Source organism: Streptomyces sp. CA-106110 (assembly GCF_050936285.1).
In the GTDB taxonomy this organism is placed as follows: Bacteria; Actinomycetota; Actinomycetes; order Streptomycetales; family Streptomycetaceae; genus Streptomyces.
Window position 1 is genome coordinate 10,451,785 of record NZ_JBNJNB010000001.1, and the last position, 25,588, is coordinate 10,477,372.

Annotated in this window: 22 protein-coding genes; 7 read left to right on the plus strand and 15 right to left on the minus strand. The window is 68.6% G+C overall.

The window, feature by feature from the left end:
* Positions 1 to 66 precede the first annotated feature (66 nt).
* The 4 genes from ACQEXA_RS48280 to ACQEXA_RS48295 all read right to left on the minus strand — a co-directional run bounded on the left by ACQEXA_RS48280 (position 67) and on the right by ACQEXA_RS48295 (position 3,817).
* On the minus strand, positions 67 to 972 hold the full coding sequence (locus ACQEXA_RS48280; RefSeq protein WP_432924139.1) for an NAD(P)H-binding protein: 906 nt from the start codon (positions 970 to 972) through the stop codon (positions 67 to 69).
* Positions 973 to 1,142: 170 nt separating this feature from the next.
* Positions 1,143 to 2,147 carry a YihY/virulence factor BrkB family protein gene (locus ACQEXA_RS48285; RefSeq protein ID WP_432924137.1) on the minus strand — a complete coding sequence of 335 codons (1,005 nt, stop codon included), beginning with the start codon at positions 2,145 to 2,147 and terminating at the stop codon, positions 1,143 to 1,145.
* Between the two features lie 114 nt (positions 2,148 to 2,261).
* A complete protein-coding gene (locus ACQEXA_RS48290) occupies positions 2,262 to 2,759 on the minus strand; it encodes a winged helix-turn-helix transcriptional regulator (protein WP_359400229.1) in 498 nt (165 codons plus the stop codon).
* A gap of 158 nt (positions 2,760 to 2,917) precedes the next feature.
* Positions 2,918 to 3,817: an alpha/beta hydrolase gene (locus ACQEXA_RS48295; protein ID WP_432924135.1), complete on the minus strand. Its 900-nt coding sequence runs from the start codon at positions 3,815 to 3,817 to the stop codon at positions 2,918 to 2,920.
* A 162-nt stretch (positions 3,818 to 3,979) separates the two neighbouring features.
* On the opposite strand from ACQEXA_RS48295, the gene ACQEXA_RS48300 reads away from it, so the two are divergent.
* Positions 3,980 to 4,807, plus strand: coding sequence for an enoyl-CoA hydratase/isomerase family protein (locus ACQEXA_RS48300; protein WP_432924133.1), 828 nt, complete (start codon positions 3,980 to 3,982; stop codon positions 4,805 to 4,807).
* A gap of 243 nt (positions 4,808 to 5,050) precedes the next feature.
* On the opposite strand, the gene ACQEXA_RS48305 is transcribed toward ACQEXA_RS48300, so the two are convergent.
* Positions 5,051 to 6,811 carry an MOSC domain-containing protein gene (locus ACQEXA_RS48305; RefSeq protein WP_432924132.1) on the minus strand — a complete coding sequence of 587 codons (1,761 nt, stop codon included), beginning with the start codon at positions 6,809 to 6,811 and terminating at the stop codon, positions 5,051 to 5,053.
* Positions 6,812 to 7,305: 494 nt separating this feature from the next.
* Between ACQEXA_RS48305 and ACQEXA_RS48310 the strand changes: the two genes are divergently transcribed.
* The 5 genes from ACQEXA_RS48310 (at position 7,306) to ACQEXA_RS48330 (ending at position 13,926) form a co-directional block, all read left to right on the plus strand.
* Positions 7,306 to 8,175, plus strand: coding sequence for an alpha/beta fold hydrolase (locus tag ACQEXA_RS48310; protein WP_433133032.1), 870 nt, complete (start codon positions 7,306 to 7,308; stop codon positions 8,173 to 8,175).
* Positions 8,147 to 9,157, plus strand: coding sequence for a DUF427 domain-containing protein (locus ACQEXA_RS48315; RefSeq protein WP_433133034.1), 1,011 nt, complete (start codon positions 8,147 to 8,149; stop codon positions 9,155 to 9,157). The genes ACQEXA_RS48310 and ACQEXA_RS48315 overlap by 29 nt, the downstream gene beginning before the upstream one ends.
* Positions 9,158 to 9,934: 777 nt before the next feature.
* Positions 9,935 to 12,244 carry a SpoIIE family protein phosphatase gene (locus ACQEXA_RS48320; RefSeq protein WP_432924128.1) on the plus strand — a complete coding sequence of 770 codons (2,310 nt, stop codon included), beginning with the start codon at positions 9,935 to 9,937 and terminating at the stop codon, positions 12,242 to 12,244.
* 672 nt (positions 12,245 to 12,916) lie between these two features.
* Entirely contained in the window at positions 12,917 to 13,213 is a 297-nt protein-coding gene (locus tag ACQEXA_RS48325; RefSeq protein WP_432924126.1) for an antibiotic biosynthesis monooxygenase, read from the plus strand.
* A 53-nt stretch (positions 13,214 to 13,266) separates the two neighbouring features.
* Positions 13,267 to 13,926, plus strand: coding sequence for a protein-L-isoaspartate(D-aspartate) O-methyltransferase (locus ACQEXA_RS48330; RefSeq protein ID WP_432924124.1), 660 nt, complete (start codon positions 13,267 to 13,269; stop codon positions 13,924 to 13,926).
* Between the two features lie 153 nt (positions 13,927 to 14,079).
* Here the strand turns inward: ACQEXA_RS48330 and ACQEXA_RS48335 are convergent, their stop codons facing one another.
* From ACQEXA_RS48335 to nthB, 8 genes are all read right to left on the minus strand, one after another.
* Positions 14,080 to 14,505, minus strand: a complete 426-nt coding sequence (locus ACQEXA_RS48335; RefSeq protein ID WP_432924122.1) for a GNAT family N-acetyltransferase — start codon at positions 14,503 to 14,505, stop codon at positions 14,080 to 14,082.
* A 184-nt stretch (positions 14,506 to 14,689) separates the two neighbouring features.
* Complete coding sequence (locus tag ACQEXA_RS48340; RefSeq protein ID WP_432924120.1) at positions 14,690 to 15,694, minus strand: helix-turn-helix domain-containing protein; 1,005 nt, start codon at positions 15,692 to 15,694, stop codon at positions 14,690 to 14,692.
* A gap of 268 nt (positions 15,695 to 15,962) precedes the next feature.
* The gene (locus ACQEXA_RS48345) at positions 15,963 to 16,721 is read right to left on the minus strand and encodes an NPP1 family protein (RefSeq protein ID WP_433134771.1); all 759 of its coding nucleotides are present in this window, start codon (positions 16,719 to 16,721) and stop codon (positions 15,963 to 15,965) included.
* 453 nt (positions 16,722 to 17,174) lie between these two features.
* Positions 17,175 to 17,834, minus strand: coding sequence for a hypothetical protein (locus ACQEXA_RS48350; protein WP_432924118.1), 660 nt, complete (start codon positions 17,832 to 17,834; stop codon positions 17,175 to 17,177).
* A gap of 210 nt (positions 17,835 to 18,044) precedes the next feature.
* On the minus strand, positions 18,045 to 19,067 hold the full coding sequence (locus ACQEXA_RS48355) for a hypothetical protein (protein ID WP_432924116.1): 1,023 nt from the start codon (positions 19,065 to 19,067) through the stop codon (positions 18,045 to 18,047).
* A gap of 379 nt (positions 19,068 to 19,446) precedes the next feature.
* Positions 19,447 to 19,821, minus strand: coding sequence for a nitrile hydratase accessory protein (locus tag ACQEXA_RS48360; RefSeq protein WP_432924114.1), 375 nt, complete (start codon positions 19,819 to 19,821; stop codon positions 19,447 to 19,449).
* Positions 19,818 to 20,417: a nitrile hydratase subunit alpha gene (gene nthA / locus ACQEXA_RS48365; RefSeq protein WP_432924112.1), complete on the minus strand. Its 600-nt coding sequence runs from the start codon at positions 20,415 to 20,417 to the stop codon at positions 19,818 to 19,820. The genes ACQEXA_RS48360 and nthA overlap by 4 nt, the downstream gene beginning before the upstream one ends.
* The gene (nthB, locus tag ACQEXA_RS48370) at positions 20,414 to 21,085 is read right to left on the minus strand and encodes a nitrile hydratase subunit beta (RefSeq protein ID WP_433133036.1); all 672 of its coding nucleotides are present in this window, start codon (positions 21,083 to 21,085) and stop codon (positions 20,414 to 20,416) included. The genes nthA and nthB overlap by 4 nt, the downstream gene beginning before the upstream one ends.
* A gap of 383 nt (positions 21,086 to 21,468) precedes the next feature.
* Here nthB and ACQEXA_RS48375 point away from each other — a divergent pair, with 383 nt between their 5' ends.
* Positions 21,469 to 21,921: a MarR family winged helix-turn-helix transcriptional regulator gene (locus ACQEXA_RS48375; RefSeq protein ID WP_433133038.1), complete on the plus strand. Its 453-nt coding sequence runs from the start codon at positions 21,469 to 21,471 to the stop codon at positions 21,919 to 21,921.
* 179 nt (positions 21,922 to 22,100) lie between these two features.
* On the opposite strand, the gene ACQEXA_RS48380 is transcribed toward ACQEXA_RS48375, so the two are convergent.
* Together ACQEXA_RS48380 and ACQEXA_RS48385 are read right to left on the minus strand one after the other, a co-directional pair.
* A complete protein-coding gene (locus tag ACQEXA_RS48380; protein ID WP_433133040.1) occupies positions 22,101 to 24,344 on the minus strand; it encodes a SpoIIE family protein phosphatase in 2,244 nt (747 codons plus the stop codon).
* A 94-nt stretch (positions 24,345 to 24,438) separates the two neighbouring features.
* The gene (locus ACQEXA_RS48385) at positions 24,439 to 25,575 is read right to left on the minus strand and encodes a HoxN/HupN/NixA family nickel/cobalt transporter (protein ID WP_433133042.1); all 1,137 of its coding nucleotides are present in this window, start codon (positions 25,573 to 25,575) and stop codon (positions 24,439 to 24,441) included.
* Between the last annotated feature and the right edge of the window lie 13 nt (positions 25,576 to 25,588).

Genomic DNA, 25,588 nt, shown 5'->3' on the forward strand with positions numbered 1-25,588 from the left:
GTTCCGGCAGGGCCGGGGCGCGGGCCGATGCTTCCGTGGCGCGTGTACGGGGCCGGTGGGTGCGGCTCAGCCGAGGTAGATGTCCTTGCGCGCGGCCACGAACGCCTCGATCGTCTGGGCGGGTGCGCCCGTCACACGTTCGACGTCGTCGGACGCGCGGTCGTAGCGGTTCTCACGGTGCAGCCGGGCCATGGTGGCGATGTGCTGTTCGGTGTGCGGCGGCAGGCCCACCTTCGCGAGCACCTGGGTGCGCCACTGGTCCAGCGGCACGTCCACATAGGACACCGGGCGACCCAGCGCCCGTGAGAACTCCTCGGCCAGTTCGCTCATGTCGACCGTGTGGGGCCCGGTGAGCTCGTAGACGTTGCCGACGTGCGGGGCCGGGTCGCGCAGCACGGTGGCGACCACCCGCGCGACGTCGTCCATGGCGACGGGCGACGTGCGCCCGGTACCGAAGGGCAGCGCGATCGTGCCGTTCTCCCGGATCGACCGCGCCGCCAGTGTGGTGAACAGCGCGTTGTCCAGGAACGACGTGGGCCGGATGTGCACCACCGGCAGGCCCGACCAGTTCAGTACCTGCTCCGCCAGCCAGTGCAGCCGCTGCTGCTGCGACTCCGCGGTGCTGGTGGCGGTCATCTGCGACACGGTCATCTGGGACATGTCGACCAGAGCGTCGAGCCCTCCGTACTCGCGGGCCACGCTGGCCACCACGGTTGTCGCCAGCAGATGGTCCGGCGACACAGGCATCGCGAAGTACATCCGCCCGGCGCCCTCCAGCGCGGCCGCGACGCTCTCGGGCCGGGTCAGATCGCCGGTGACGACCTCCGCGCCGAGGGCACGCATGTCGGCCGCACGGTCGTCGTCGTGGCGGACCATCACCCGAACGGGCACGTCCTCTGCGCGAAGCCGGTCGAGGACCCTGCGGCCCACGCCACCTGCGTTGGAGATGAGGACAAGACTGCTGGCGACCATCGGTCGATCTCCTTGTGAGTGGGTGGGCAGGCCAGTAGCCGGCGGACGACCAGAAGGAGAACGGATGGCCACGCCGCTCCGACACGTCCGCTTCGTCACCTTGGACCCGCGGTTCGGCTGCCGTCCTGCCGAACGTGGACCCGACGGTCGTCGGCTCAGGCGTCGATCGGCTACGAGTTCTCGGTGTCGTCCGGTGGCGGAGGTCTCTGGTGGAAGTAGACCTTGATCTCCTCGAAACTCTTGTACTGCTCCGTGGTCGCGTAGGACTCGTAGGCCCGCCGGTCCGCCCAGGTGAGCTGTACATCGTCGGTGAAGGGAGTCATCAGGCTGCGGGGCCACAGCCGGTGCAGGCGCACCGCGCTCACTTCGGCTGCCACGACGAACACCAGAGCCGTGAGATACATCCAGGCGACCAGTCCCAGCACGATGCCGAACATGCCGTAGGTGGCGCTGGCACCCCGCAGCACATTGCTGACGTAGTACGTCCCGGCCCACTGCAGGCCCTGCCACGCGCAGGCCGCGCCGATCGAGGCTCCCAGAAGGCGCCGTGCCGGGATCTCGCGATGGGTGAGCATGCGGTAGGTCAGCAGGAGGACCACCGCATTGAGCGCGATCGCCGCAACGGTGACAGCGAACCGCACCTCGACCCCGAGGTGGCTGCCGAAGACGCGACTGGCCGATGCCGCGACGGACAGACCGGTCGTGGCGGCCAGGCCTGCTGCCACAACGCCCAGGAACAGCATGCCCTTCAGCCGTGATCGCAGCGGATCGGAGCGCCGGTAGCGCGGGACGGCCCAGATCTTGTTCAGGGTGAGCTGTGCGGCCTGAGCGACGCCGAGCGCACCGTAGAGGCTGACCACCACGCCCACTCCCAGCGCGAAGCCGTTGCTGCGGAAGGAATGGATGTTGTGCCCCAGCTGCTCCCCGATCACCGGGAACTTGCTCAGCACCGAGTGCAGGACGCGTTCCTGCAGCTGCGGGTTGTCCTGGAGCAGCGCTCCGAGCGCCGAGACAAGGAGCAGAAGCAGAGGGAACAGCGACAGAAAGGCGTAGTAGGTCAGCAGAGCGACAAGGTACGTGCCCTGGTCGTCAAAGAACTTGTAGGCCACGGCAAGGGCAATACCCGCCGTCTTGTGACGCCGCTGGAAGGCGTCCATCCGCGCAGACAGTCCCATCCAGGGCTCCCCAGCAGCCTGCCGGTCTTTTCTTCACGATAGGGGAGACACGGACCGTTCGCAGGGAACGACAAGTCGTATCGAGGTCCTCTGGTGACGCCGAGGGCCGGCGGTTCAGGGCTGGTGGCGGCGAGGCGTGTCGATCGGTACGGCGGTTTCGATGGGGTCCGCCGCCCGCGACTGGACCACGAGCATGTCGTCGGGCGACATTTCCCTGCCGTCCTCGGCGGTGAGCGTCAGCGGCCGTGGCGGTTGCCCCGTGCGCGCGTCGATGACGCGGTTCATCGGCTCGTCGTCCTCGAACAGGTGCTTCTGCCCCCACTGGCGCAGAGCCGCGAGGACGGTGTGGAAATCCCGCCCCTTCTCGGTGAGGACGTACTCGTGGGAGTTGCCGAGTGCCGACTCGCGGATCTCGAGGATCCCGACCGCCACGAGCTTCTGCAGCCGGGCGGACAGGACGTTGGTGGCAAGGCCGATGTGCTTGTTGAAGTCCGTGAACCGTGTCACGCCGTGCAGGGCGTCGCGGAGGATCTGAAGCGTCCAGGTGTCGCCGACCTCCGACAGGGAGCGGTCGATCGGGCAGGGCGAATTGACCAGCTCTCGACGTTTCATCGGTGCCCCCAATCACAGGTTCCTTGCAATTGTAGAGCAAGGTGGTGATGCCCGGATTCCGGACCGGAGGCTGGGTGTCCGGAAGCCGGGGCATCGGGGCATCGGGGCCGGCCCCTCTCAGGGCAGCCCGCCGCCCCGCGGGGGTGCACCCCGTCGCGTCACTTGGTCAGATGCGAGCGGAAGAAGCGCACGGCTGCACCCGTGCTCGCGTCGAGGCCGTCGAGGTACGGATCGAAGTGGCCGCCCGGCAGGAGGACGAGTTCCTTGGGCTCGAGCGCCCGCTCGTAGGCGCTCAGGGCCAGGTCGGTCGGGGCGACGGTGTCATGGGTGCCGACCAGCATCATGAGCGGGGTCGGGGAGATCTGGTCGATCCAGTTGCCGGGGTCGTAGGACCGGGCACGCCGGTTGGACTGGACCGTGACGCGGTTCTCCCAGACGCCCTCGGGAATGTCGTGGCCCAGATAGAAGTTGATCGCGTCCTCGTTCCGGTAGGACGCGGTGACCGCCGGGTCGGCGTTCACGAACTCCTGCACGGCCGGGGCCTCGCCTCGGGCCTGTGCCAGCTCGTCCGCGGCGAAGGACTCCTCCAGCCCGCGGGTCAGGTGCGGCGGCACGCGTCGCTGCCCGCTCCGGGAGCCGCTGATGGTGGGCACCTGCGAGTAGACGGCCTTGAGCCGCCGGTCGGTCGCTCCGAGGACGAGGGCGTGTCCGCCGGCGTAGCTCGTGCCCCACACGCCGATCCGGTCGGCGTCGATCACGTCGAGGGTCTGCAGGTGGGAGATGACCCGCCGCCAGTCCTCGATCTGCTGGTAGGGGTCTATGTCCTGGCGTGGCTCGCCGCCGCTCTCGCCGAAGCCGCGGTGGTCGTGGAGCGAGACGGCGAAGCCGGCCTCTGCGAGTCGGCGCGCGACCGGTTCGATGCCGTGGTACTTCGTGCCCCCGAAGCCGTGCGCCATCGTGATGGCCGGGTGGGGTCCGGCGCCGTCCGGCAGGAACAGCCATGCGCTGAGCACGGTGCCGTCGGGCAGGTGAATGGACTCTTCTGTGCGCTCGACCATGCCGAGTCTCCTTGCGTGATGTCCGCACTGCGGTGCCGTTGGCGGTGACCTGCGGTCCTTTCGGCCGCTTGCAGATCGCAAGCGATTCGGCCAAGGTAGTCATGTCACTTGCAAATCGCAAGTGACCACTGATGAAGGAAAACAGCGAAGGAGTCGGAGCCGATGCCCTGGAACTACTCCACGATTCGGGCGGAACTGCGCAACGGGGTCCTGTGGGCCGCGATCGACAACCCTCCGATCAACCTGATCGACGAGCGGTTCGTGGCGGACCTGATCGCGTTGCTCGACGACACCGAGGCCGACGGCAGCGCTCGTGTCGTCGTCTTCCGCAGCGCGGATCAGGACTTCTTCATCCCGCACGTGGACGTGCAGCGGATCGCCCAGTACACGGCGACGGCGGCGACGTCCGGCGGACCGGACGACGTCAGCCTCGGCGCGCTGTACCGGCGGCTCAGTGAGGCGCGGCCCGTCACGATCGCCCTCCTCGAAGGCCGTGCGCGCGCCGCCGGCGGGGAGTTCCTGTACGCGTGCGACATGCGGTTCGCGTCCCTCGAGCGCGCGGTGATCGCCCAGCCCGAGGTGGGCCTGGGCACCTATCCCGGCGCGGGCGCGGTCCAGCACCTCGTGCGTCTCGTCGGCCGTGGCCGGGCCATGCAGATCGTCCTCGCCGGTGAGGACCTCGACGCACGGGAGGCCGAGCGCATCGGCGTGGTCAACAAGGCCCTGCCGGACGAGGAGTTGGTCCCCTACGTCGAGCGTCTCGCCGAGCGCATCGCCGGCTTCCCGGAGGCCGCCGTGCGACTCGCCAAGCGCCGGATCAACGCGGCCGGCCTCGCGCCCAAGGAGGACGTCCAGGTCGACTCGGGCTTCTTCCAGATCCTGGCGCGCGACCCGTCGAGCACCGCCCGGCTCGGCGCCCTCATGCAGCGCGGATTGCAGGAGCGCTCCCGCACCGAACTCGAGTTGGGCGCAGCCATTGGGGAATTGTGAGCGCGATGGATCTTCGGGAACATCCGTCGAAGTGAGACGCATTCCGGGGCCGATGGGCTTCCGGCTGCCGGGCGACGCGCCTCTGCCGCGCTCGGCCGCAGCCGGTCGCCCGTGCCTGTCGTCCGGGTGCCGTTCAGTCGGCGAAGGCGTGGTCGGCAGGGCACTGGAGCTCCAGGCAGGTAAGAGGGCCGGACCGCGGGGGGCGCCGTTGCGTGTTCGACCGCGGATGCATGGATCACAGGGCTAGAGGTCGAGGACGATTTCAGTGGCGGGTTCGCTGCAGCAGACCAGGACGGTGCCGGTCTCGGGGAGCTCCAGGGGCTGCAGGGTGTAGGTGATGTCGCCCGAGACGAGGTGGGTGACGCAGGTGTGGCACACGCCGGTGCGGCAGGACCAGCGGGTGGGAATGTCGCAGGCCTCGGCGAGCTCCAGGAGTGAAGCGTGGGCCGGCGACCAGGGGGTGGTGATGCCGCTGCGCGCGAAGGTGATGAGCGGGCCCGTGCCCCTCGCGCCGGGTGGCTGGTGGGGTCTGACCGCGGCGGTGGGCGAGATGCCGGGGTTGATGGCGGGCAGGGCGCTGAACTGTTCCGTATGGATCCGCTCGGGGCGCAGACCGTGATCGCGCAGGTAGCCGCCGATGTCGTCCATGAAGGCAGAGGGCCCGCAGAGGTACGCGTCCGCGGCGGAGGGAATGCCCATGGCCGCCAGCGAAGCTGCGGCCGGGCGACCCTGGGTGACGTGGGGCTCGTCGGGGCCCGGGGCTTCGGCGGTGTAGTAGATGTGCTCGTGGGCGTCGGGGAGTTGGGCCAGGAGGGTATGGGCCTCGGCCGCGAAGGCGTGGTGGGCACGGTCGTGGGCGGTGTGGATCCACCAGACGGGCCGCGGGTCTCGTGCGGCCGCGAGTTGCTGGAGCATGGCCAGCACGGGGGTGACGCCGATGCCCGCCGAGATGAGGACGACGGGGCCGGCTCCACCGCCGAGGACGAAGCTTCCACGGGGACTGGCGATCTCCACGAGGTCCCCGGGGCGGAGGCTCGTGTGGAGGTAGTGGCTCACCAGACCGTGGGGCTCGTGCTTGACGCTGATGCGGTACGTGCCGGCCTCGGGCGCGGAGGACAGGGAGTAGCTGCGCACTGCGGGGGAGCCTTCGCCGGTGGCGAGACGGATGGAGAGGTACTGCCCCGCTCGGGCCTCGGGCAGTGGGGTGTCGTCGGCGCTGTCGAGGTAGATCGAGGAGATGGTGGGGGTCTCCGGGACGATGCGGGCGACGTGCAGGCGCTTGAAGCCCGGCCACACCGGTTGTTGTCTCGGTTGCTGCGCGGCGGCGCGTTCGCCCGGCCATCCCGGTTCCTGGCAGGGTTGCTGAGCGGCGGCCAGTTCACGGAAGGACTGCTGCCATCCCGGGCTCAGGGCGGGAATGTTCAGAGCTCTGCACAGCTTCACCGGGTCGCGGTCGGGGAGGTAGAGCAGCGCGTCGATGTCGGCGACGCTGAGTTCCTCCGGGCCCTTGCGGGTGAGAGTGATCTCGTCGCCGGCCTGTACGCGTCCTTCTGTGATGACCCGCAGGTAGAAGCCGGGGCGGTGGTGGGCGACCAGGAGAGAGGCGAGGGACGGTTCACCGAAGCGCATGCCGACTCGGTAGCAGGTGACGCGCGGCTGGGTGACTTCGAACTCGGCCTCGCCGATGCGGTACCGGTCGCCGATGCACACCTCGTCGTCGGGCAGGCCGTCGACGGTGAAGTTCTCACCGAAGATCCCGAACGTCAGGTCGTCACGGCCGAGCTGCTTCTGCCAGTACTGGTAGGACTGCACCTGGTAGACCAGCACCGCGCGCATCTCGCCGCCGTGCCCGGCCAGGTCTCCCTGGCCGTCTCCGTCGATGTTCAGCCGCCGCACCATCCGGGAGCCCTCTACGGGGGCCTTCCACGCTCCGGTGTGGACGGTCCTTCCCTGCCAGGAGACGTCTTTCGGCGTCCCGACGTTGACGGACAGCAGCGTCGCCATTGCGGTTCTCCCGTGTGGATGGCCGGCGGGGTGAGGCTCCTCTGACGGTCGGATCTGTGCGATATGACCGATCTTAGTGAGGTTCGGTGAGCAAGACCGCGCGTGCAGGGACGGGTTGATCGTCGAATGGCGTGACCATGTCGGGAACGGGGGTGGGGGGCGCACCGGGCCCGACTCCGAGAAAGGGCCCCATTGAGTCCGCCATGAAGCCTGTCGCGGGGTTGCTGCGAGGCTCCAGGGTCGGCCTCCGCTGCCCGGGGCGCCCCTGATCGGCTGAGTCGGCTCATGACCGTCCACGGGCGGAGACTGGAACCAGGCCGCGGGTCCGATCCCGTCCTTCTCGGCCTCCGGTGACCGATCAGTGCGCTCCGTCCGGGCGCGGCGGCACCCGTCTCGGGACTCTCGGTATAACCACTAAAGGTGGATTGACAGGTTAGCTGGACCGTGGTCGACTGGTTGTGTAACCGCTCAAGCTCAATAGAAGGGTTAGGGTCATGGCTCCCGCAGTCCACCACCGCACTGCCACCATCGACGGCCTCGAGGTCTTCTACCGGGAGGCCGGCGATCCGAAGGCACCCGCCGTGGTACTGCTCCACGGCTTCCCGACCAGCTCGCACATGTTCCGCCACCTGATCCCGGCGCTCGCGGACCGGTACCACGTCATCGCCCCCGACCACATCGGGTTCGGCCAGTCCGCGATGCCGTCGCCGCAGGACTTCCGCTACACCTTCGAGGCCCTCACAGAGGTCACCTCAGGGCTGCTCCAGCACCTCGGCGTCGACCGGTTCGCGATGTACGTACAGGACTACGGAGCCCCCATCGGCTGGCGGCTCGCACTCCAGGCCCCGGACCGCATCACCGCGATCGTCACCCAGAACGGCAACGCCTACGAGGAAGGCTTCGTCAAGCCCTTCTGGGACGGTGTGTTCGCCTACGCCAAGGACCCGCGACCGGACACCGAAGCCCCCATGCGCGGCGCCCTGACCGCCGAGGTCACTCGCTGGCAGTACCTCAACGGAGTCGCCGACCCCAGCCTCGTCAGCCCCGACAACTGGGTCCACGACCAGGCACTGCTGGACCGGCCCGGCAACGACGAGATCCAGCTCAAGCTCTTCCGCGACTATCCCACCAACGTGGACCTCTACCCGCAGGTCCACCAGTACTTCCGCGACTCCCAGGTCCCGCTGCTGGCGGTCTGGGGAGCGGGCGACGAGATCTTCGGCCCCGCAGGAGCGGAGGCGTTCGGCCAGGACCTGCCGAACGCCGAGATCCATCTGCTCGAGTCCGGGCACTTCGCCCTGGAGAGCCACCTCGAGACCATCACCGGGCACATCCGTGACTTCCTCGGCCGCGTCCTGGCCTGACGCACTCAGGGTCGAGGCGGCTGCGGTGGCCCTGACCGGGCACGACGCCCACCCGCACCCCGAGGTGCAGCCACCACGCCGCACCCCGCACCCCGCACCCCGCACCAGGAAGGAAAACACCATGGGACTGTCCTGGCAGCAAGGCCCCCTCTCCCCGGGCGCGAACGGACACTTCCTCACCCCCGAACCCCCGCCGGAACGCATGCTGTTCGCCGAGCGGTTGCGTCGCCGCATGCGTGTGCGGTTCAACGACGCCTGGATCGCCGACAGCGAGAACGTGATCGTGCTGTACGAGCCGAGCCGGTACCCGGTGGCCTACTTCCCCCGCGAGGACGTGGATGAGCAGGCCCTGGTCGCGGGCGGCAAGGTCACCCAGCACAAGGACCTCGGTGACACCGCCTGGTACGCCGTCCACGCCGGCGACCGCACCACCGAACGTGCCGCATGGGAGTTCACCGCGCTGCCCAAACACGCCGCCGTACTCGACGGCCATATCGCGTTCGCCTGGCGCGCGATGGACGCCTTCTACGAAGAGGACGAACGCATCCTGGGACACGCCGCGGACCAGTATCACCGCATCGACATCCGTGACACGTCCCGCACCCTGGAAGTCCGCCGGGGCGACACCGTGGTGGCCCGCTCCGAACACCCCGTCGTGCTCTACGAGTCGGGATTCGCCCCGCGCTGGTACGTCCCGCGCGCCGATATCGACGAAACCCTGCTGCGCCCGGTGGAAGGCAAGACGTTCTGCCCCTACAAGGGCCTGTGCGACTACTACGACATCGGCGACGCCCGCCGTACCGCCTGGTCGTACCCCGACGCCTACCGGGAGGTCGACCGGATCAACGACATGGTGTCGTTCGAGCCGGACCAGGTCGAGGTCTACCTCGACGGCGAGCGTCTCCACCTGGAGCCCGGCCAGACGGTCGTCCCCCATGGTGTCGACCGGGGGCTGGAGGCCGACGAGGGCAGGGCCGCCTGACGGCAACGGGGGACCGACCGGAAACGGATCCCGACGACCGGACACCCGGGCACTGCCCGCTCAGGGTGTCCGGTTGCGCCGGTCAGGATCGTGGGCGGCGCGATCCGCGCCCACGCTCGACGGACTCGCCGGCCGGGACGTGGCCGTCATCGGGGGGCTGCGCGACCGCCTTGTCCTCGACCGGCACTGGCTCCACGGGACGGGTCGCGTCGCGCTGATCCAGATCCGAGCGTCTCTGACTGGCTTAGCAAGGCTGAGCGTTGCTCAGCCTTGGGAGCCAATCGCCTTCGTGCCCTGGTACTGAACGACAGGAGCCGCCAGCCCGCGTGGCACGTCCCTCCGGACGCTGGTCGACCGGGCCGCAAGACCCGACCGAGGAGGGTGCCCGACGTCGCCTGGGCGCCGGGCGTGCGCCTAACACTCTGCCACAGGTTCACTACGCTTCGCTAATCCAACTGGTGAGCCCGTTTTCACTCAATGCCACTCGACCGTGACCATCTGTGATGGGGAACGGTCTTCCGTGGTAGCCCGGAAGGCGGCATGACGCCCGTCCGACCTGGGGCGGGCGGCATGACGCCCGTCCGACCTGGGGCGCCCCCGCGGCAGGCGGCAGCGCGTCTGATTGAGCGGTTCCATGGGGTCAGCGCTGTCTGCCGTTGGCGGTGGCCCGCCTGCGGAACTCACCATGGGGAGACGGGCGCGTTGCGTCGTCCGGTGGCTGTTCGCGGCCCGGTGGCCCTGCCGCCCGGTGTGAGTGGGAGCGGAGGTGTGTGTTCCGTGTCCAGTAGTGACGTGCTCATGCGAATCGATGACGCCGGACGGGTGATCGATTGGTCGCCCCTGGCGGCGGAGGCGTTCGGGTGGGCCGCGGAGGAGGTCATCGGCCGGACTGTGGGCGAACTGGTGCGTGAGGCCGGGATCGATGACGAATGGCTGCGGACTACATGCACGGCTATGCACGCTCTGGTGGTGATGCCGGTACTGACCGGATCTTCGGTGGTGTGGGAGCTGCGGGCCACCGCAGGTGCCTTTTCGCTGCGGGACCTGGCACTCCTGCGGGTCGTGTTCACCCAGTCGCCGGTGGGCGTGCACGTCCTTGACGACCAGCTGCGCATCGTCCGCGTGAACACGGCGGTGAGTGGTCTGCGTGGTTTCCCGGTCGACTCTCTGCAGGGCCAGGTGTTCAGTGAGGCCTACCGGATCACGGCGCCCGAGGAGGAGACGGCGGCGGCGCGCGGGGTGCTGGAGAGCGGCAAGCCGGCGCTGGACCGTCTGGTGCGATCCATGGTGGGCTCCACAGGCGGCAAGCCGAGGATCTACTCCGTCTCCTACGCACGTCTCGAGAGCGGGTGCGGTGACGTTGTGGGCCTCGCCGTCTCCACGCTGGACGTCACCGAACGGGAACGGGCACTGCAGCGTTTGAAGGTGCTGGAACAGGTCCGCAAACGGGTGGGGCAGCGGCTGGACGTCGTGGGCGTGTGTGAGGAACTGGCCGACGCGGTCGTGCCCGCGGTCTCGGGCATCGTGGTGATCGAGGTGATCGAGGATGTGGTGCGCGGTGAGCAGCCACCGCTGGCCCCGGTCGATCCGGCCGTACCACTGCGCCGGGCCGCATTTCGGGGGCAGGCATCGGCGTATCCCGTGGGCGAGGTGCGGAAGCTGCCGGAGGGCACCCCCTTCTCTCGGGTACTGACCGATCTGCGGCCACGGGTCGTACAGGTGCAGGAGGACAGCGTCTGGCTTGCCGCCGACCCGGCTCGAGCAGAGGCCATCCAACGCTCCCACGCCCACTCCCTGATCGTCGCGCCGCTGTCCGTGCGGGGTGAGGCCCTGGGTGTGGTGAGCTTCTATCGCCACGGGCGGGAGGATCCGTTCGACGAAGAGGACATCGCGCTGACGTCCGACGTCTGCGCCCATGCCGCGCTGTGCATCGACAATGCTCGCCGCTTCACCCAGGAGCGGACCATCGCCGCCACCGTGAAGCGCAAACTGCTTCCGCAGCGGCCGGCGAAGCCGTCCACCGTGGAGATCTCCCACCTGCACATTCCCGGACCCGGAGGCGGGGGTGCGTGGTACGACGTGATCGAGTTGGCAGGTGCGCGAACAGCGCTCATCGTCGGAGATGTCGCCGGACGGGGGATGGCCACGGCCACCACGATGGGGCAACTGCGGACGGCCCTGCACTCCCTGGCCGCCCTGGACCTGGAGCCGGACGAGTTGATGGCACGCCTGAGTGACACCGCCGCCCGTCTGGCCGCCGAACGAGCCGCGCTGCCGGCCGGCGACCCGCTGCACCGTGAGCCGCTCACCGCCGGCTGCCTGATCGTGGTCTACGACTCGGTGGAGCAGGAGTGCGCCATCGTCCGAGCCGGACTGCCGGAGCCTTTCGCCGTCGCCCCTGGCAGCAGCACGGTCAGAGTGCCCGTGGCGGCAGGCCCGCTGCTCGCCGGCACGGGCAGCGCTCCGTTCCCGGCCACCAAGATCACCGTCCCCGAGGGAAGCGTCCTGGCGGTGGTCAACGAGGAAATCCGCATGCCGTCCGCGTCGTTGGACTCTCTCCTGGAAGAGGGCGCGGCACGGCCCATGGACGACCTGTGCGACACCATCGCCTACGCGCTCAGGGACTGCGACGATCGCGAGAAGCTCGTGCTGGTGGCCCGCACCAAAGCGCTGCCCCCGGATCGAGTCCTCACCTGCCCCTTGCCTTCCGACCCCGAGGCGGCGCCCCTCGCGCGTGCGGCGGTCCGCCGCCAGCTCAAGACCTGGCAGATCGACGAAGAGAGCGCCTTCACGACCGAGCTCATCGCCAGCGAACTCGTCGGCAACGCGGTCCGCTACGGCACCCCGCCCATCCGGCTGCGCCTCATCCTCGATCGGCTGCTGACATGCGAGGTCAGGGACTCCGCGACCAGCGCCCCGCACCTCAGACACGCCCGCACCGTCGACGAGACCGGACGGGGACTGTTCATCATCGCCAACGTCGCCGACAACTGGGGCACCCGCTTCAACTCACAGGGAAAGACCGTGTGGGCGCAGCAGCCCATCGGAGCGAGCCAGAGCACACCGCCCACGTACCAGCCGAGCTGACGCGCTGTTCCGCCGGAGCCCGCGGCACGGGTGGTGCGATGGAGAAGGTGATGGTCGCCAGGAGGCGTTCCGCACTGCCGTGACGCCTCCTGTGGCACGTGCCCCGACGGCGCCTCAGGAGACGGGGCCGACGCGTGGGATCAACGGGTCATGTCGACTCCGGGGCGCACCACCCGCCGGCCTCACGGGCGTGCGGGCCCGGCCGTCCGAAGTCCCGCGGCGTGCACAGGCTCCGCCATGGCGGAGAGCGGGACGTCGGTCAGGCTTTGTGCCCCGGCCAGAGGCTCCTTGCGCGGCTGGGCCGGCGGGACCGTCCGGGCCGGACGGACCGCAACGTCTTCGCGTAACCGGACCAGCGGGAGTCGTGTCTTCTTCCTCGGCGCGGCAGGGCATGGGACACGCGCGCGGCCAGGTTCGAGAGGATGGTCGGGTTGGACTTGGAACGCGAGATGGTCATGACCCGCCTCCGGGGCGTGTGGTGGAAGGGGTGCCGCACCAGAAGAGGGTGCGTGTGCTGCCAGCGTCCCCCAGAAAGTCATACGGCGCATCTCTCCCGCGTGCGCTGTCGCCGCGGGGTGCCGGCGGCCCTGCTCGCCCAGGCGGAACCCGTGGTCGGCTCCTATGGTGGTGGGAAGGACCTTCATCGGGGCGGTCGCATCGAAGGAGGCCAGGATGGAAGAGAAGTACGTCTGGATCACGACGCGCCGTATCAAGCCGGGCAGCCTGGAGGAGTTCGAGCGGGCATGGCGTCCGCACTCGCACCCCGGCGGCATGAGTCGTGCCTTCGCCTACTGGTCCGACGACGGGCAGGAGATCATGGGCGTGTCCTTCTGGGAATCCCAGAAGTCGTGTGACGCATGGCGGTCCTCCGACGAAGAGGCACGCCGACGGGACGCCATGGCACCGTACGTCCTTCAGGAGGAAAATTTCTTCTACCGAGGCCGCGAACTGGCCGTCCCTCAGGGCTAGAACGGCAGTTCCGCCGCCTACGTCTCCGGTGGGGTGAGCGGCCCGTGGATGTCGTGTCCGGTAGGCCCGAGGATCTCGTGCGGGCCCTCAGAGCTGTCGGGGTCAGGGACGAGCGGCTGTTCGAGGCGGTGCGGATGACGCCCCGGGCGGAATTCGTGCCGGCCGCTCTGGCGGCCTCCGCCTACCAGGACAAGCCCCTGCCCATTGGGCAAGGGCAGGTCACCACGCAGCCGTCGCTGTCCGCCATGATGATCGAGAGCCTTGACCTCGACGGGAGCGAGCACGTCCTCGAAGTCGGTACCGGTCTCGGCTACCAGACCGCCCTGCTCGCCCGGCTGGCTGCCGACGTGGTCACCATCGAGACCCGGCCCGGCATCGCACGGCAGGCCGGCGAGAATCTCGCCCGACAGGGTGTACGGAATGTGGAGTTGAGGGTCGGAGACGGCACCGAAGGCGTTGCGGACCGAGCCCCGTTCGACGCGGTGGTCGTGTCGGCCGCGTTCCCGGAGGTACCCGCACCGCTGGTGGCGCAGATACGGCCGTCCGGCCGCCTCGTCCAGCCGATGGGCCCGGGCGGGGACGAGCAGGTGGTGTGCTTCGTGCGCACCGCTTCGGGACTGGAGCAGCGGCGTGTCCTGACCGCGGCGTGCTTCGTCCGGCTCCAAGGACGGTACGGCTTTCCACCGGACAATACGGAAGCCCCTGGGGCATAGCCGGACCCAAACTGCCGGGGTTCCCGAGCAGGCAGTGTCGTCCGACGTTGCCCCACGGGGCTGTTGACCTGGCGGCGCCCCAGCCGAGAGGCAAGCTCAGTTCTGCCTCGGCGTGGTCGTGGCCGGAGCGAGTGTGGCTTGGCGCGTGGGCCGTCATGCCATCGCGGTTGGTGGAGCGTCGTCGACGAATCCCAGTCGTCGGTTCATTCCGATGGCCGGCGCGTTGCCTGGGTGATGGAGCGTCCGCAGCCAGCGCACGCCGGCAGAGCGTGCGTAATCGATGGCCAGGAGCTTCATGGCCAGCGAGAGTCCCCTGCCGCGATGGCTGGCCAGGACTCCGGTCATCTCGCTGAAAGCGTGTCCTTCCGGGCGGATCGACGTCGCCGCCATGCCGACCCACGACCTACCGTCCACGGCGAGGACGACACCTCGGGGGTCATATGTGGGAGTCTCGATGCGCTGGGCGAGGTACTCGTCGAACGTGTAGAACTCGCCCCGCCCCGGGATGTCGGCGGAGCACGTCCTGTTCAGGTCATAGAGTGCGCGCCGATTCCCGGCCACGTCGCCGACGGCTGCCATGGTCGTGAACTCCACGCCGGCCTGCCGACAGCGACGAAGGTACGGCTCGAACCGAGCATCGTCGAACGCGTCCAGATCAAGCTTGAGCCGAACCCATTCAACGCCCACGAGTACCTCCAGTCCCGGGAACGCCCCGAGCCTACCTGGGGGAGCACGTATCGGGGCGCACGCTGGCTGATGCGCTTCACAGCCAGCCGCGGCGGGCCGCGGCGAGGCTCGCCTGGAAGCGTGTCGACGCCCCGAGGCGTTCCATCAGCCGCTGGATACGCCGCTGAGTCGTCCGCTCGCTCCAGCCCTGGGCGCGGGCGATGGCGGAGTCGGTGAGACCCGAGGCGAGCAGGTTCAGCAGGGACTGGGTCTCCGGGTCGGGCTTAGACGTGTCGAAGGACGGGGAGTCTGCTTCGGGCCCAGCGGTGCCGGTCCCGTCGGTGTCCCGCAGCGGGACGGCCCGTTCCCACTCCGCCTCGAACAGGGCCTCCAAGGCCGCGAGAAGGGGGGAGCGGTGGATGAGGTAGGCGGCCGACTGTCCCTGGGACGCGAGGCTGAAGGGGACGACGGCCGCCTCACTGTCGCTGATCACGAGCTTCAGGGGCAGTTCGGGCCGTATCCGTGCCTTCTCGCCCGTTCTGATGCTGGAAAGTATGTCGCCCTGCATCCGCCCCGGCCAGGCGGCTGCTTCCCGGTCGTAGACGACCCGATGGACGATTCCGGCCCGCTGGCGCTGCGTCTGCACGTCCAGGTTGGTGCCGGGCCGGTTGACGTACGGTGGCCGGTCGAACGCACGGACCTGCTCGCGGGCGTCGAGGATCAGCCTGCGGGCCACTCTGCTGAGCTCGTCCCGGTCGGTGAGGAGTTCGACGCCGAGATCCGGATGGGCGACCCGCGTGGCCTCACGATGCATGTCCATCAAGCGGTGCACCGCGGAGCGGGCCTCGTTGAGCTGCTCCTCCCGTTCCTGGATGAGTGCGGTCACGGCGACATCGGGGGCAGTGGCCGAATAGCGCGGCGGACGTACGGCCGCCTTGGTCGCCAATCTGTCGGCCACGAGCTTCGACAGCAGACGCCCCACCTTGGCCGAAGGCAGCCCGCAGGCCGCACCGAGCTCCGACGCGGTGCAGCGCGGATGTGCCACCAGGGCCACGTAGACGCGCTCTGTTTCCTCCGCAAGCCCCAGGACGTCAAGTCCCATTGATCCTCCGCCGTGCTCATGGCGGCCTTCGCCACATGGTGAACTTCGGCCGTCCACAGTCCCTTGTGCCAGCTGCGCTGCGCTGACATCTTCCACCACGGGGCTTCTCCGCCGTCAGGTGGTGGCAGCAGTTCGGACCGGCCGTGGACGGCGCCACCACCTCGCACGACGAGGCGCGCGTGAGTGGGACGGGCAGCGACGAGGCCGCCCGCCCCACCGTGATCAACGGTTCTTCCTACGGTGGCCCGTCAACCGTCAGCGGCCGCGCTCAGGCATTCGGGTCGAAGGGGATGCCCGACGGCATGGAGTGGGCGAGGTGGTAATTGAAGTCGCTGTCCCTGATCTTGATGGTGGCCGCGCCGAAGTCGGCGCTCATGAGCTTGTCACGGAAGCCGCTCGGGTAGCCGTTCCAGCCCACGAGGCGGGGATAGAACCAACCGCCCGTAGCGTTCTCGGGCGGTTCGTCATTGTTGTTGGCGAAACGGAAGCAGTGCGTCGAAACGCCGTCCTTGTGATAGACGACCTTCGGATGGGTTCCGTCGAAGCGCACGGAGGAGCGCGGTGCCACCTGGTAGCCGCTGTGCTGGGAGACCGACACGTACTGCACTTCGTTGTTGTTGATCCAGACCACGACGTGCTCCCAGTCGTGGGTGTGGCCGATGGCGGCAGGACCGAGCGTGGCCTGGTCCTTTTCGAAGTAGCTGGCGTACATCACGGCGCACCAGCCGTTGTTGCACTTCTCGCGCGAGTAGGTGTTGACGTTGGCGAGTTGGGCGTAGTCGTGGCAGTGCCCGTTGACGTCGCCGCCGAGCTTCAGGCCCGGGTTGATGGTGCCGTCGGCGCCGATGGCGGCTGTGGCGTAACAGCCGTCCTTGTCGTAGTCGTAGGCGGGGGAGAAACTCTGCTCCAGGCCGTCGGCGTTCTGCGGCAGCAGAGTCAGGACGTTGGCGTTGGCGACAGTCGGAGTCACAATGATCAGTGCTGCCGCGCCGACGGCGCTCGCGAGCGCGGACCACCGCAGCCGCAGAGAGCGCCGTGCTCCGGACGACCTCCGTACCAGCCGTCTCCCAGAAGATTTCTGACGGTGCATCAGTACTGAGAACATCGATCCTCGCTGGGATTCGTTCCCCACTCGCCTCGGACTGTCTTGCTGTGCTGGACATCGCATAGGCGGCACCGGCAGGTGCAACCGCGTCTGCCCTGTGGTGCCGTTCGACGTCAAGTGGTCCAGTTGCGGCCGAAGTTGTTGCGGCGACTGCCGAGGCAGGAGTGCGGATGGATGGGAGGTGATCCTCCCCAGGAGGAGCGCGCGATACCCAAAGGGCGGCTGAGCATTACTGCGAGCGCGACTGAACGTGGGGGAGCGGCCCATACCGGCAGGCTCGCGAGAGACTCTGGGTCTGCAGCGGCGCTGACACGAGTTCGAGCCGGGTACCGGCTTGAGCCGGCCCCGGCTTACTGGTCGATGGTGCAGCGACGTTTACAACTCTGCTGCGGCGGACTCGATTTCACGGCGTGTGTGGTCCATGAGCTCACTCAGTTCGTCCATCTTGGAGTCGAGTTCCGCGGCGCGCGGCGCCACCTGCTGGAGCCACGCCACCGTGGCCAGAGCCAGCTCGACGGCCTTGTGTACCTGACCGTCGCCGAGCAACTCCTCGATCTTGAAGGCGATGCCGCCGAGCGTCTCGTCGTCCGTCTCCGGGACCAGATAACCCTGGAGTCCCGGTGGGTAGGGTGTCCGTTCCCTGGATTCGCGCAGGGCGGTGACGACCGCGGACTCTTCGCTGAATTGGTCCAGGAGCCCGATGAAGACATACAGCCGTGCCACCAGTCGCGGCCGGCCCGGGTACCGGTCCAGCCACGTCACCAGACCCTGATGACCCTCCAGGTAGTCGATGACCTGCGTCATCGCCCCGGCCAGTGTGTTGGGCAGGGACCAGTGGGACGGCAGCAGCCGTGCTACTTGGTCCGCGAGCGCCGCCTCACGCGGGGCATCCAGCGTGCCCGCGACGAAGTCACCGATCAGCGCGGTGTCCAAGCCGTAGCCGGTGGGCGTCGACCGGTCCTGCGAGCTGCGGGACGCGTCATGGCGCAGACGCAGGAGCTCGTCCGCGATCTTGCTCAGCAGTTTCTCGTGCATGAACCCTTCGAGCAGGTCATACGCTGCTCTTCCCTTCGCGTGGAAGTTCGTCCTGGCCGCAAGCTGCGCGGTGCGCGTTCGAGGCAAGCAGGTGCCCGGAGCCTGTACCTCTACGGTTCCACCCGACGCGAGGGAGTGCGTGCTGGCTGGTCCAAGCAGGTTACGAAGGATGTCCGTCCGCCGATGGCTGTCGCCTCCGTCGAGGCTCGGTCACCCCTGTCGGCGCTTCGCCGCGTGGTAGGTGGAGCGTCCCCACACCAGCAGTGCGGATGCCACGGCCCAGGCGGCGAGAGTCGCCAGGGGAGCGATGGCGTGGGCTCCGTCGAAGTAGCTCAGGTCGGTGATCGCGCGCACGGCCGCTCCTGGAGGCAGAACGGCTGAGACCGCGTGCGCGACGCTGGGGAGCAGATCCGCTCCGATGGTCGCCCCGCTCGTCGCGTTGCCGATCGTGAGCAGCAGAAGCGTGGCCACGGGAATACCCACCGGGCCGAGATAGGTCCCGAGGAGTTTGGTGGTGAAGGCCACGGCAGCAGACAGCAGCGCCAGGGTCATCGCCAGCAGAGGGAAGGGAGCAGGTACAGCGCCAAGGACCGGCCCGGCCAGTGTGGCGGCGACGATGCCGGCGGCCACCGCGAAGCATGCCATCAGGGTGAAACGGTGCCGGAGATGCAGGAGCTGGGACAGCCCGAGGACACTTTGCGCCAGGGCGAAGCCAGAGAGGGTGACGCCGAAGGCGACGTAGAAACCTGCCAGGCCCCGGCTGTCGTAGCGGGCCAGCGGCACGGCATCGGTCATCTTCACGGTCTTGCCCGCGCCGTGGGCATAGGCGGACACCAGACTCTCCACGGCGCTGGTGGTGGACAGCCCGTTGGCTCCGGCGACCCTGAGGGACAGACTGCCTCGTCCCCGCTTGGTCACCACCGCGACGACGTCCCGGTGCTTCAGCGCATGGTCCGCCGCAGCGGTGTCCGGCTCCGGATGGATGTCGATGCTGTCGCCGAGGGCGTGCTGGATCTGCGTGGACAGGTGGCTGCCGACCACGGCGACCGGGAGGTGATGTGGCTTCGGAGCGCGCGCCAGCCCCACGTAGCAGCTGATGAAGGCCGAGACCACGATCAGCCCGATCAGAGACGGCTGCAACCAAGCCCGGACGGGTGTCCGCTTGGTCGGCGGCTCCTGGGGCGGGTGGACGGCCGTGCTGTCGTGCAGTTCAGCGGTGGAACCGGGCTGCATGGGGATTTCCTTGAGTCTCGAGGCTGGACCGGTGGTAGCGGGACACTCGACAGCTCTCCTTTGAGCCCTGAGCAACATGACCATGCGAGGTTAGCTTATGTCTGACCGGTGATCTGAACGTGACCCAGCAGAGTGATCGGCCACGGCTCGGCACGCGGTGTGTGTGCGGAAGGGACTAACCGAGTACACAGGCCGTTTATGGGGCGAGCCGGAGACGAACGCGTCGCGCTCGGCCTTCTAGGCCAACATTGGCAATGTCTTAACGGTTGCTTCGCCCATTCATCCGGACGAGAGACAGTCCGCCGACCCCGGGCCGTTCAGTGACGATCCGGGGCTCGGCGTCGATGTCGCAGTCGGCGGTGAGGGAGAGCGGCCTGGATCAATGGTCGTGGTGGTGGCCGTGGCCGTGGCCGTGATCGTCCCGGTGGTCATGGCCCGCGGGGCGTTCTGACAGGGCTTGGGTGCGTGCGGTGACCTCGTCCGTGGACACCGCGCACAGGCCGACGAGCACGTCCTCGAGGGCGGCCAGCCACAGCTGGTAGTAGTTGTAGGGCTCGTCCTGCGCCGCCGTGGTCTCCCATGCTCTGATCCGGGCGATCAGTGCGGCCTGGAAGTCCGGCCAGGTGAACGCTCCCGCCTCGTACAGGCTGACGGCCATGCCGAAGGCGCGGCTCTCCCAGGGTTCGGCGAACACCAGCTCGCCGTTGGCGCGCGGCGGTGCGGCGGGGCCCTCGATGTCCAGCGGCGCGCTCATGATGCTGTCACCTTGGCCACGCCGACCATCGCGTCCCGGGTCACCAGCGGCACGAGTTCTTCCTCGGTCAGATGCTCGGTGCCGGCCGGGCGCTCGGGCAGGACCAGCCAGCGCACCTCGCTGGTGGAGTCGTGGACGGTGATCCGTACGTCGTCGTCGAGTTCGAGTCCCATCTCGGACAAGACCGTGCGGGGCTCCTTGATCACGCGCGAGCGGTAGGCGGGGTCCTTGTACCAGCTCGGCGGCAGGCCGAGCACCGGCCACGGGTAGCACGAGCACAGCGTGCATACCACGACGTTGTGGGTGGTGGGGGTGTTCTCCACGACGACGATGTGCTCGCCCTGCGCACCGGAGAAGCCCAGTTCCTTGATGGCGGCGGTGCCGTCCTGGAGCAGCCGTCGCCGGTAGTCCGGGTCGGTCCAGGCCCTGGCGACGACCTTGGCGCCGTTGAGCGGGCCCACGTTGGTCTCGTACTCGGTGATGATCCCGTTCATCACCTTGGGGTCGATCAGGCCCCGCTCGGTGAGCAGTTGCTCGAGCGCCTCGGTGCGCAGTGCGACCGGAAGGCGCTCGCCGGATCCGGCGGTGGTGGTCATGAGGTGGTCTCCAGGTAGCTTTCGTACATTTCCGCGGTGATCGAGAAGGGTTCGACGTCGGCGCCCCACAGTTCGCGTGAGTCGAATCGCACCGAGTAGACGTGCTGCGGGTTCTCGCCCTGGAAGTGGGCGTTGGTGTCCGGCAGTACGGCGGCGGGCTGGACGGCGTCGACGACACCGATGTGTCCGCGCGCATAGCCGGGCAGTCGGGTGTGCCCGGGCGGCGACATGTCCTTGGCCCGTACACGCTCGCCGACGGCGAAGACCGGGGCGGTGTCCACGGTACGCAGTGAGCCCTCGGCGGTCGGGGCGTAGTCGGGCCTGGCGGGCTCCGGGATCGGCGGCTCCTCGACGTGTTCGCCGCGCAGATTGCGGGCGCGGGCGTCGATCGCTCCCGGCGCCAGGATGGAGCGTTCGGTGAGCATCAGTTCCGCGCCGTTGAGCCAGCGCCCGTAATAGCCGTCGTCGAGGTAGGCAGCCCGGCCCAGGCGCTCGTGCGCGTGTCTGAAGGCGTCCGCGTTGACGCCGCCGCACGCAACGCGGCTGGAGAGGATCCCCAGCGCGAAGGCTTGGCGCTGCCACGGTTCCTCGAAGACCGGTTCATCAGGCCTCGGCGGGTGAACGGGGCCCCATCCCGGGGTTCCTCCCATGTCGGCAATACCATCCACGGCACAACCTCGCATATGAGATCAATACGGAAATGGCTACTCGAATCGTATTCAGTCAGACGCATCCGTCTCCACGGCGGCGATCGTCCGCAAGCCCGCCGAACGGAGTGCCCTGCATCCAGGGATCCGCCGGTCCGCCGCCCTTGTGTCGGCGCCCGCAGGGGGCGTCAAGGCAGGACGGGCGCTTACGAGCATATGCGCGTATTGATGGGACGGCAAGACCGGATTATCGAGGCGGCCGTGCATTCGTCGCGGCCTCGCGCGGGGTGCTCGTGTCCGTAAGGGGCGATATCGCAGGTCCCGCCCATCGGCGGCATGCCGGCCGCCCCTTCAATTTGCGAGCACGTACTCCTATCATGGGTGCGAGAGCCCTGGAGGAGACCATGCCCACTACGCCGACGGACCTCGCCGACACTTGCAACAACCTGGCACTGCGCAAAGCGTCCCGGTATCTCGGCGCGACCTATGACAAGGCCCTGGCGCCGGTCGGTCTTCGTGCGACGCAGTTCAGCATCCTGCAGAAGCTCAGTGCGGCGGGCGAAATGACGATCACCAGCCTCGCCGAGGGGATCGCCATGGACCGCACCACGATGGCCTCCAACCTCAAGCCGCTCGCGCGCGAGGGTCTGGTGACCGTCGAACCGTCGGCAGCCGACCGCCGCGCGCGGATCGTCACGATCACGCCGGACGGCGTCTCCCGCATGAAAGCGGCGCTGCCGCTGTGGCGCGCCGTCCAAGCCCGATTCGAGGAGAGCTTCGGAGCCGGCGACGCAGCCCAGTTGCGCGCCTCTCTGGAAGCCGTCCTCGGCACCGGCTTCCAGCCCTGGGCCGAGTGACGACACGCTCGCTCCGAGCGGTACCGGGGAGCAAGCCGGGGCCGTCCGGACGTCACCGGGGCCCGAGAACGTCCGATCGGCCGGCAGTAGGCCCGACCGTCATGCGCCGACCGAGACCATCGGCCGCCCGGAGCGACGGTCTCGGCACAACGCGTGCCGGCGGGCACGGACGGGACGCGTCACGGCTCGTCCAGCGGGATGCGCATGTCCAGTGACACCGTCTTGCCCCGCCCGTTGGGGGAGCTGTTCCACGGTCCGGCCAGGGCCTCGACGATGAGGAGACCGCGGCCGTGCTCGGCTGCCGCGTTCTCCCCTTCGGTCAGCGCCAGGTGCGAGGGTATGGGCGGGTTGCTGTCGGAGTCCCTCACCTCCAGCCGGACATGATCCGCGAAGGCCCGCAGCCGGACATCGACGTCGCTGTCCGCGTGGATGAGCGCGTTGGTGACGACCTCGGACGCGATGAGCTGAAGGTCGTCGGAGATGCCCGACAGCCCCCAGGAGGACAGCCGGTCGGCCACGAAGCCGCGGGCCGTCTTGACTCCCTGCAGGTCACGGCGGGGGATCTGCAGATTCCCCGTTCGGGGCGCATCCTCGCCGACGGCACCTTCATAGCGGGCCAGGAGCAGCACCGCGTCGTCCCGGCGGTGCTGGGGGCCGGGATCCTCGGCGATGAGGTGGTCGGCCAGTTGTTCCAGATCGGCCCCGGCTGCGTGGCTGCCGGAGCGGAGCAGTGCTCGCGCACCGGATCCCGGGTCGCTCGCGTGCCAGTCGACCAGACCGTCGGAGTAGAGCATCACGACGGATCCGGGCTCAAGGACGTGCTCACGCCCCCAGTAGGCATCCGGCACCCTGACGCCCAGGGGCACGTTCGCGGGGGCCTCCAGGGTGCGGATACTCCCGTCGGGGCCGCGTACCAGCGGTTCGGGATGGCCGGCCAGGGCCACCTCGGACATGCCGTCGGTCGTGTCCAGGGCGACGACGCAGCAGGTCACAAGCAGGTCCGTACCCTGTTCGGTGAGCAACCTGCCGGCACGGTCGATCACCGCCGCGGGGCGATGTCCTTCGGTCGCATAAGCGGCGACCGCGGTGCGCACCTGGCCCATCACGGCGGCGCTCTCCATGGCGTGGCCTTCCACGTCGCCGACGACCAGCACCATCCGTTCACCCGGCAGTTTGATCACGTCGTACCAGTCACCACCCACCATGGACGTGGCTGTGGCAGGTCGGTAACGCGCTGTGGTGGTCAGTCCGGGCAGCTCGGAGAGCGTGGAGGGGAGAAGCGTCCTTTGGAGGTATTCGGCGACTTCATGCTGCCTCTCACTCAGTTCGACGCGTTCCAAGGCCGCGCCCAGCATTTCCGCCATCATGCTCAGGACCGCCCTTTCCTCGGGCGGAAAGCCGCGGGGCCCTTGGAACGTCAGACAGCAGGCGCCGACGACGTTCCTGCTCCCGACGAGAGGGAGGTCGGTGGCCTTCCGGCATCCGATGAGAGGCAGGTACGCCTCGGATTGGACGTCGCTGTCGGACCTCCCGGAGTCGGCCGGCCGCGCACAGATGTACAGCGGGCGCCCTCGGACCGCCTCCGCTGCCGGGATACTGGAGTCCAACCGGGCGCCATGGAGGCTCTTGACCAGGCCGCACGAGGCCCCGCTGTGTCCGAGGACCCAGAGGCGGTCCTCGGACGCCGAGGTCAGGACCAAGGCCTGGGCGTCGAACGGGTCCATGACGCAGTACTGGGCTGCCGCGACGATGTCATCCATGGTCGTGATCTGGTTCAGCAGGTCGGCGAGTCGCCGTACCGGATACATGAGGCTCATGCCCCCGGAGCCGGGGACGTCAGCCACTCCCCAGCCCGGCGTGCAGACGTTCGTGTCCGCATCGGTCCCGGCCGGTACGAGCACCGGCATGGGACCGGGCTTGATCTCCGCCCCGCTCGCGGCGAGCTTGGCGAGGGCCGTCGCAAGCTCGCTCCCTATCTGCTGCAAGCGCGATCGGTCATGCTCCTGGTAGTCGCCCTGTTCCTCCGTCCGAAGGACGGTGAGGGCACCGAAGCGCTGGTCGGCGGCGATGACGGGGGCCGCGAGGGCGACGTACGGATAGGGCGGCACATGCTGCTCATGGCCCGCTTCGGCCTGGTACGGATCGGCCAGGATCTCCACACGTCCCGAGGCCAGCGCGCGTGCCGAGGCGTAGGGCGCGTCCAGCTCCATCCGTCCCGGAAGTGTGAACAGGGAGGGGGGACCGCCGACGATCAGCGCGACTCGGATCTCGGTGGCATCCTCGTCGAGGAGGTACACCCCTGCCGCCACCGCGTTCAATCGGCAGAGAGCCTCGCGCACGGCGCAGTGCAAGACCGCCGTGAGATCCGGGCTCAGAGTGGACCGGCATCTACGGCGGCGTTGTCCGACGGCGCTGCTGTTCATCACAGAACGGCTCCCTCAAGCGCGAGTATAGGTTGAGCGGTGATCTGTCGCTTCCGCGCGCCGGGGCACTGTTCGGCGGAACCCACGCGTGCTCTCAGCCCCTGCCGGCCCGGCCGGCCGCATGCTTCCAGCGGTGCTCGACCTTCGCGACGCGCCAGTAACCCACTGCGCATGCCCACACGAGCACGAAGACTCCGACGATCACGAAGCCGACATTGTTGAGATCGACCGCGGAGATCTCGCCGGTGATCGGGTCGGTCAAGCCGAGCTGGTCGTGCAGGGAGCCGATCAGCTCGATCGTGCCGATCAGAAACGCGACGGCGATGGACAGGCCGGTGATGGTGAGGTTGTAGTAGACCTTGCGGACCGGGTTCGAGAAAGCCCAGTGGTACGCGAAGTTCATGAACGTCCCGTCCAAGGTGTCGAACAAACTCATCCCGGCGGCGAACAGCAGCGGCAGGCAGACGATCGCGTACCACGGCAGCCCGGCTGCGGCGCCGGAGCCGGCCATCACCATCAGCGTGACCTCGGTGGCGGTGTCGAACCCGATTCCGAAGAGCAGCCCTACCGGGTACATCTGACCAGGACGGGAGACGGACCGGGTGAGCCGGCCCAGGACGCGGTTCATGAAGCCGCGGCTGTCCAGGTGCTTGGTCAGCTCGTGCTCGTCGAATTGGCCTGCGCGCATCGCCTTGAACACCCGCCAGATCCCGGCGAGAGCGAGCACATTGAGAGCGGCGATCAGGTACAGGAACCCGCCCGAGGCCAGCGTGCCGACCACCCCCAGATGGCGGCGAGTGCTCGAGTCGTCGTTGGTCAGCGTCGTCGTCAGCCGTGCACCCGCGGCGATCCCGGCGGCCAGCAGCGCCACGACGGTGGAGTGGCCGAGCGCGAACCAGAAGCCGACGGACACGGGGCGCTTGCCGTCGGCCATGAGCTTGCGGGTGGTGTTGTCGATCGCGGCTATGTGGTCGGCATCGAACGCATGCCGTACGCCGAGCGTGTAGGCGGTCACGCCGAGCCCCAGGCCGAAGACCTCACCGCCGACCTTGTAATGGTGTGGGGCCACGAGCGCGGCCAGGATGCCGAACGCCACCAGGTGCAGCGCTGCGATCACTGCCAGCAGCCCGCCGGTGCGCCACCAGTCCCGGCGCTCCCAGCGAGGGATCGGCACGGCTGATATCGCGCGGGGAAGGACAGCGGTCGGGTAAGGGTTTTCGGGCAGAGTCATCTAGTAGGGCTTG